This window comes from Streptomyces litchfieldiae (assembly GCF_031845365.1).
In the GTDB taxonomy this organism is placed as follows: Bacteria; Actinomycetota; Actinomycetes; order Streptomycetales; family Streptomycetaceae; genus Streptomyces; species Streptomyces litchfieldiae.
Map to the genome: position 1 here is coordinate 1 of NZ_JAVREL010000108.1, position 457 is coordinate 457.

Annotated in this window: 1 protein-coding gene; it reads left to right on the forward strand. The window is 60.4% G+C overall.

Annotated features, from left to right (window positions below; all coding sequences use genetic code 11):
* The coding region (locus RM590_RS35610; protein ID WP_311708957.1) for an AraC family transcriptional regulator at window positions 1-324 on the forward strand (324 nt) is incomplete at its 5' end.
* Between the last annotated feature and the right edge of the window lie 133 nt (window positions 325-457).

Sequence of the window (457 nt, forward strand, 5' to 3'; positions counted from 1 at the left end):
GCCTGGGACCACGCGACGCGGGCCAAGGTTGTCGAGTACTTCGAAGACAACCTAGACGGCGACATCACTCTTTCTCGCCTGGCAAAGCACTTCGAGCTCTCGGTCACCGAGTTGACCACCCAGTTCAAGCTGACGTTTCGAACTACACCCCACCAGTACTTGGTTGACCGGCGCATCAGACGCGCAAAGATGTTGCTGACCCGCACTACCAAGCCCATCACCGAAATAGCCCACGCGGTCGGCTTCTCCACCCCGAGCCACTTCGCCACAACCTTCCGGTCGAGGGTGGGCGTCACACCAACCGCCTACCGCGAATACTCCTGAAGCTCTGACAAACCCGCTCGAGATTCTCCGCAACTCCGGCATATGTTTTCCGACAGCGCCACACGGGGCCGTCCGGATACCGTTGCTGTGCGTCCTACGAATTAGGCGTCGTCGACGCGCGGCCTGGTTACCG